This window comes from Peribacillus frigoritolerans (genome assembly GCF_001636405.1).
GTDB lineage: Bacteria > Bacillota > Bacilli > Bacillales > DSM-1321 > Peribacillus > Peribacillus frigoritolerans.
On sequence record NZ_KV440950.1, the window covers coordinates 818,569 to 825,000 of the forward strand.

The window sequence follows — 6,432 nt, forward strand, 5'->3', positions numbered from 1 at the left end:
ATGAAGCTTCAATTTCCTTGAATTTATTTCCATTTAAATTATAATAATAAATAGGCAGCGAACACAGACTGAATAATGTAAATGAATGGCTAATTCATATGTACCTTAGGAGGAAATCATGGGAAGAATAGTTCATTTCGAAATTCATGTGAACGACATGGAACGGGCAAAGACGTTTTATGGAGAGGTGTTCGGATGGTCATTTCAAGACTGGAGTGGTTATGCAGGGATGCCTTACTTTGGAGCAGTGACTGGCGATGAGAATGAACATGGCATCGATGGTGCTTTGATGCAGCGTCAAAGTGCTCCGCCGGAAACACACCAAGCGTTAAATGCATTTGCGTGTACCATTGGCGTGGAAAATTACGATTTAACGGAAGCTAAAATCATTGAGAATGGCGGCAAGCTCGCAATGCCCAAATTTGCCCTGCCCGGAATGGCTTGGCAAGGATACTATATCGATCCCGAAGGCAATACTTTCGGAATTCATCAACCCGATGTGAATGCAAAATAGAGTGGATAATAGGTGAATTAAAACATGGAATCACTATACACGGAAGCCATGCTTGATCATGTACGCAATATCTGTCTTGCACTGCCGGAAGCTGTTGAACATATTGATGGTTTCGGTCACAATACTTTTAAAATCAATGGAAAATCCTTCATGATTTCTGGTGAAAGCGAGAAAGGGTTCAACTTGTCATTCAAGTCAGATCGAGAAACTCAAGAATTATTGCTACAGAAAGAGAAATATTTCAAAACCCCATATATAGGACGTCACGGTTGGGTTTCCATTCAAAATCCGGATAGGGAAGACTGGGATGAATTGACCTCTCTAATTCAAGAAGGTTATTTACGTGCGGCACCGAAACGTATGGTAAAGAAATGGAATGAGTTGAATACAAAGTGAAGAAAGGCGGACGATCTGCCTTTCTTTATTTTTTACGTGTAAGAGGGACTCCGGATTTGGAAAATATAAAGAGAGGGATTGTTGTCCCTCATCAGAAGAACGTTTAAAATTAATAGTAGGTTAAGATTTGTATCTTATAATAAGCAGCTAACTTTAAAGATTGCGAGAATCAATCAAGATTTGATTGAAGGAAAGGTGTTTGGTTGAAGTGAATGTTGAATCTTTTTTTTCTGAGAACATTAAAGCGGCACTTAAGAATGATCCGCCCGGTGCATGGATGCCAGATCTGCCAGATGGTTGTATTCGCTTGAGTTCAGGCTATCCTGATCCTGCTCTCGTTCCTGCTGAGGAGCTTAAGGAAGCAGTAGCCAGACTTCTTGATGAGGAGCGGGATTTGCCGCTCCATTATCTCGGAAGTCCGCGAATTCCAAGACTAAAGAAGCAAATCCAGAAAAGGTTGGCAGAGCGTGGAATTTGCGTTTTGGAAGAACAGCTTTTGGTTACATCGGGAGCTTGCCAGGGGATTGATCTTATTGCCCGCGTTCTTCTTGATGATAAAGCGGTTGTAGCGGTAGAGTCTCCCACCTACATGGAGGCTTTGGAGATTTTTCAAAACTATACGAAACGGATTATTAGTATACCTATAGATGAACAGGGACTCCAAACATACCGATTAAAGGAAATGCTGGATGAAAGGAAACGCACAGGTCAAACCCTCCCGCGTTTTTTATATACAATCCCAACTTTTCAAAATCCAACTGGAACGACTATGACAAATGAGCGCCGGGAGCATTTATTGGAGCTTTCCATCGAGTATGATTTCCTCATTCTGGAGGATGATGCATACGGGGAATTATCCTTCGATGAAAATCCGGTCCCAATAAAATCTATTGATAAATGCGGGCGAGTCCTGCAAGTCGGGTCATTATCCAAGGTTGTTGCGCCAGGAATGCGGATTGGATGGATAGCGGGAGAAAGTGAATTCATCAAGGCTTTTGAGTGGTTTAAAAAAGATTTAGACCATCCGTTTGCTCAAAGTTCAATGGCTGTATACTTAGAAAACACCGATTTTGGGAAACGGCTCGACCTTTTAAAAAATACGTATCGTTCTAAATGCACTGCGTTAATCCATTCGATGGAACAATTCCTTCCAGAATCCGTTTCCTGGTATGTTCCAGATGGCGGTTACTTTGTATGGGTGAGAATTCCAGGAGCGGATACATCGCTGTTATTATCACAGGCTCTGGCTGATGGTGTTTCATATGTTCCAGGGAAATACTTTTTCTTGGATCAAAACGATGGAACTGAGTTTCTCCGACTCTCGTTCAGTTATGCCAATGAGAAAGAAATGATCGAGGGAATACGAAGACTAGGACAGCTTATCGCATCTAGTGTCCTGAAGGATTGTTAATTTTTTAATCTATAAGTTATTTCGATGTATTTGTACGCCTGCTTCCTTAAGGAGGTAGGTTTTTTATTATAAAAGCAAAAATATGATTCCGACCATGAGAGAGGAAAAAGGCACATACATTACGTTAAAAAAAAGCATGAAAATTTTATCGCAATGCTTGAAGGAAATATTAGGGGGCAGTGGTGGACAAATTGACAAAAAGAAAAAACCCTTGATATATCAAGGGTTTTCGGAAATGGAGCATAGCGGGATCGAACCGCTGACCTCTACGCTGCCAGCGTAGCGCTCTCCCAGCTGAGCTAATGCCCCGAATTGAGGTACAATAATTATTTTATCGGATTTTGGTGAAAAGTCAATATAAAATATGAGATTTTTGCAAAAATGATAAAAAACCCGTTTGAGTGTAGTCAAACGGATCAGACTATAGACGTGATGAATCACGTAAACCTAAAGATTTTTTGTTTATACGATTGGATGTAAAAGGCCTGCCGCAAAAGATTACCAGTAAACCAACGAGATTGAAGAAGGTTCTTTCACATGAGAGCTGGAGCCAGCTGTCTCACTGAATAAACTGAATTTGAGATCATGTTAAGCTATCTCTGGGGTTTATTTTTTCATTTATCATGTGCTTCATCAGATTCTAGTATTTTTTTTGCTTATCCTGAATTATATCCGTGATGGTGTATGTTTTAACATCAACACGGGCAATGGAGAGATCCCGGTTTAATACATAAGCCTGATCCCCATCCTGACTAAAGACGATTGCTTGCCTTGGTTCTTTGAACCCCCCAATTGTTTTAACTATGCGGTGATCAGCGACATTGATCACGTCAATCGTATGATCAGCTTTGTTGCTTGCGAAAAGGAGTTTATCATCAGGAGATAGAACAGCGCCATATGGCTCGCGTCCCACTTTGATTTCACCCTTTACTTTACCATCTAGCGTATCCACTGCGGAAATGCTGTTGCGTCCGCTGTTGGCTGCATATAATGTTCCTCCATCAGCGGTAATCGAGATTCCGCGAATACTGGAGAACCCTGTTATTTCACGAATAATTTTTTTGGTGGCGGCATCAACGATAGTGACTTTATCACCTTGAAAGTTCGTGACAAAGATATATTTTCCGTCCGAAGAGACTTTAATGCCTTGCCTTGGTTGGGCGAAACCGGTAATGACGTCAATCGGTTTTCGTTTTTCCAGATCCACAACCGTGACGGAATTGTGTGCTTGATTGTTCACATACAATGTCTTGCCATCCGGACTGACAGCAGTCCCGAATGCACCTGGACCAACGACAACTTCATCTTTCAAGGTGAAGCTTTTTAAGCTGTAAAAACGAATTGTACCGAGAGTGCTGTCAGAGACGATGAACTCTGAGCCGCCATCAATAAACACGATGTTTCTCGGTGAACCGAAGCCGTCGATCTTTTTACGCAACTTGCCACTGGTAAGATCATAGACCAGGATGGATTGTTCACGGCTATCCGAGACAATCGCTATTTGTTCATCCGGACTTACGGCAAGGGAATTGTTGGTGATGTGGGTGTCAAAGCCTGTCGCCAACTCTGGGCTTTTACTTTTAATAGAAGAAGCACCTATTACATTTGGTATGAAAAACACAAATAGTAAGGGTATCCATATACTTTTCACCTTCATTTTTTTTAACATCACTCACCTCGGGAAATTATTTTCTTGATAATGGTTTATATCCCTGTCAATATCATACGGGTTGTCCTGACCACCTTCCTTTAAAATGTTTAAGTCAAGCCGGAGTTCGTCCTTTCACTATATATAAACGTATAGAGCAGGATATCGGTTTGGTCATTTTGCGATTATAATAAATGTATAGAGCAGACCCTTAGATGAATGATGGATTAGGCCGCAGTGAAGTCACGTAACACTAGACTTGCTCCCTGACCGATGGATGATAGTAAATGTCCATATATATGTATTAGATTCTGATGCTGGAGATAAAAACTGAGGATTGTGGAAGTTGCGATTGGTTTAAGCAGGCAAGACTTAGCCATTAATTGATGCCCAACTGGACTGCCAAGGGGTCAAAAATGGTTTAACGGAGTGGACTCGTATAGGTATGGAGGAAAGTTGAGGAGAATTTCAAAAGGGGTTCGGAATGTTTAATTCCCAACCCCTTTTAGTTTGAGTGCAGTCAAACGGCCTTTAATTTTATACATTTTCGATCTCCACCCGTGCAATTTCCTTAAGATTGGAGACGGTGTAATACACTTCCGATGTTCTGACTTTGTGATCGACCAGAACTTTAAGGGTCAAAAGGTGGTTGTCATTTGCCACATCTTTGATTCTGAGATTTTTGATGAATATTTTTTCGTCTTTGATTTTTTTCAGTACGATTGCAATGTCATCTTTATTTTGTACGACCAGCTGCAGAAAGATTTCTTTTTGCCGTAACTTCATCGGTCCGAGCCAGGTAACGATTGCGGGCACCAATTCCACACTAATGATCAATAAGATGACGCCGGCTATGGCCTCGAGAAAAAAACCAGCTCCAACGGCAATCCCTATTCCCGCCGCTCCCCAGATGATGGCGGCTGTCGTTAAACCGGATATGCTGTTGTTGTCACGCCGGAGAATGACGCCAGCACCTATAAAACCGACGCCGGAAACGATCTGGGCCGCAAGACGCAAGGGGTCCATTGTGATATTAACGTCTTCGCTACCCGGGAATTTATAAGCGGATTCCATGGAAACGATCGTTAATAAACAGCTGACAATTGAAATGACCAGGCTTGTTTTTAATCCAACGGGTTTTCGTTTCATTTCTCGCTCTAGGCCGATAATTAGTCCAAGGAGAGCTGAAATCCCCAATTTGATTAGGATTTGCAGTTCCGATTGAGGGTCGAATGTCCATTCCATTTTGTTTCACCACTTCCGAATTATTATCGAAGAATAAAATCGTCTGTTGCCATATACCCGTTTTTCAAAAAAAACTACCCTAATAATTTTAACATAGTAGAATAGAGTTCTATGTAACGTAATTCCGTTGAAAGGAGCAATCTAAGTGCAAATGCCAAAAGTGAATCCCTATGTAGCGTTGGCAATCGGCGTGGCATCCGTATCGTTTTCGGCCATCCTTGTTAAATTGGCGACCGCTCCATCGGGTGTTATCGCCTTTTACCGTTTATTATTTACCGTCCTTCTTATGTTGCCGGTTTTCATGGTGAAATACCGTCATGAACTTAAATTCATTGAAAAAAAGGATTGGCTGTATTCGATTGCGGCAGGAGTGTTTTTGGCTTTTCATTTTATCTTATGGTTTGAATCGCTTAATTACACATCGGTCGCAAGTTCAACCGTCCTTGTAACCCTCCAGCCTTTATTCGCTTTTGCCGGAGCCCACCTGTTTTTTAAAGAAAGATTTTCAGTGAAGGCAATATTGAGCGGCATCATTGCGATAGCAGGCAGCCTTGTAATTAGCTGGGGTGATTTGAGAATCAGCGGCATGGCGCTTTGGGGAGATATTCTTTCGCTTGTCGCATGTGCGCTCGTAACCGGATATTTACTATTTGGTCAAAATGTCCGAAAACGCATCTCTTCTATAACATATACATTTGTCGTGTATGCAATCAGTGCCGTCGCCTTGTTTTTTTATGTGATCTTCAAGGGAGAGGCATTGGCGCCTTATCCTGCTTCCGATTGGATCTATTTCGTTTTGCTTGCCATTTTCCCGACTTTATTAGGACATTCTTTATTCAATTGGTCACTAAAATGGTTAAGCACATCGACGCTTTCGATGGGAATATTGCTCGAACCGGTGGGAGCGACAATTCTGGCTTACTTCATATTAGATGAACCGATACTCTGGACACAGGTCCTTGGAGGTACCATCATATTGGGTGGTTTGATGATGTTCTTAAAGGATGAAAAGAAAAGCAAGGAACATAAAGAGGCGCAAGTCTCCGTATAAAAGCAGTAAGTCTTCCGACTTACTGCTTTTATCTAATATGGATGAAACAAATAGGTGATCCGTGTGAAAATCAAAGCGAAAGTAAAGCTGAATAAAAAAGTCGTACCATTCACCTTGCCTTTTTCTCTACTGAACTTGATGGCTTCATAAAAAGCGGTACTGAATAA

General features: G+C 41.6%; 7 protein-coding genes and 1 tRNA gene (1 of these 8 only partly in view). 4 read left to right on the forward strand and 4 right to left on the reverse strand.

All coding sequences use genetic code 11. The features are described 5' to 3' along the window. Window positions 1–118 precede the first annotated feature (118 nt). The 3 genes from A6755_RS03940 (at window position 119) to A6755_RS03950 (ending at window position 2,321) form a co-directional block, all read left to right on the forward strand. Window positions 119–514, forward strand: coding sequence for a VOC family protein (locus A6755_RS03940; protein WP_063589828.1), 396 nt, complete (start codon window positions 119–121; stop codon window positions 512–514). 24 nt (window positions 515–538) lie between these two features. Continuing rightward, the gene (locus A6755_RS03945; protein WP_063589829.1) at window positions 539–910 is read left to right on the forward strand and encodes an MmcQ/YjbR family DNA-binding protein; all 372 of its coding nucleotides are present in this window, start codon (window positions 539–541) and stop codon (window positions 908–910) included. A 208-nt stretch (window positions 911–1,118) separates the two neighbouring features. Further along, entirely contained in the window at window positions 1,119–2,321 is a 1,203-nt protein-coding gene (locus tag A6755_RS03950) for an aminotransferase-like domain-containing protein (RefSeq protein ID WP_063592419.1), read from the forward strand. Between the two features lie 236 nt (window positions 2,322–2,557). On the opposite strand, the gene A6755_RS03955 is transcribed toward A6755_RS03950, so the two are convergent. From A6755_RS03955 to A6755_RS03965, 3 genes are all read right to left on the reverse strand, one after another. Beyond that, window positions 2,558–2,630: transfer RNA gene (locus tag A6755_RS03955), tRNA-Ala, on the reverse strand. A gap of 331 nt (window positions 2,631–2,961) precedes the next feature. After that, window positions 2,962–3,990: a beta-propeller fold lactonase family protein gene (locus tag A6755_RS03960; protein WP_084737394.1), complete on the reverse strand. Its 1,029-nt coding sequence runs from the start codon at window positions 3,988–3,990 to the stop codon at window positions 2,962–2,964. A 516-nt stretch (window positions 3,991–4,506) separates the two neighbouring features. Further along, window positions 4,507–5,214, reverse strand: a complete 708-nt coding sequence (locus tag A6755_RS03965; protein WP_057277968.1) for an MgtC/SapB family protein — start codon at window positions 5,212–5,214, stop codon at window positions 4,507–4,509. A 151-nt stretch (window positions 5,215–5,365) separates the two neighbouring features. Here A6755_RS03965 and A6755_RS03970 point away from each other — a divergent pair, with 151 nt between their 5' ends. Beyond that, window positions 5,366–6,265: a DMT family transporter gene (locus A6755_RS03970; RefSeq protein ID WP_063592421.1), complete on the forward strand. Its 900-nt coding sequence runs from the start codon at window positions 5,366–5,368 to the stop codon at window positions 6,263–6,265. Between the two features lie 32 nt (window positions 6,266–6,297). Here A6755_RS03970 and A6755_RS03975 read toward each other — a convergent pair whose 3' ends face one another. Next, window positions 6,298–6,432, reverse strand: partial view of a hypothetical protein gene (locus tag A6755_RS03975; protein WP_034310479.1) — the 3' portion only. 51 nt of this gene lie beyond the right edge of the window; 135 of the gene's 186 nt are visible here — the last part of the coding sequence; its start codon lies off the right edge, out of view; the stop codon is at window positions 6,298–6,300.

What these genes read in the sequence shown, in the direction of transcription:
- A6755_RS03940 (WP_063589828.1), top strand. Translation starts at nt 119, where the DNA reads ATGGGAAGAATAGTTCATTTCGAAATTCATGTGAACGACATGGAACGG.
- A6755_RS03945 (WP_063589829.1), top strand. Translation starts at nt 539, where the DNA reads ATGGAATCACTATACACGGAAGCCATGCTTGATCATGTACGCAATATC.
- A6755_RS03960 (WP_084737394.1), bottom strand. Translation starts at nt 3,990, where the DNA reads ATGTTAAAAAAAATGAAGGTGAAAAGTATATGGATACCCTTACTATTT.
- A6755_RS03965 (WP_057277968.1), bottom strand. Translation starts at nt 5,214, where the DNA reads ATGGAATGGACATTCGACCCTCAATCGGAACTGCAAATCCTAATCAAA.
- A6755_RS03970 (WP_063592421.1), top strand. Translation starts at nt 5,366, where the DNA reads ATGCCAAAAGTGAATCCCTATGTAGCGTTGGCAATCGGCGTGGCATCC.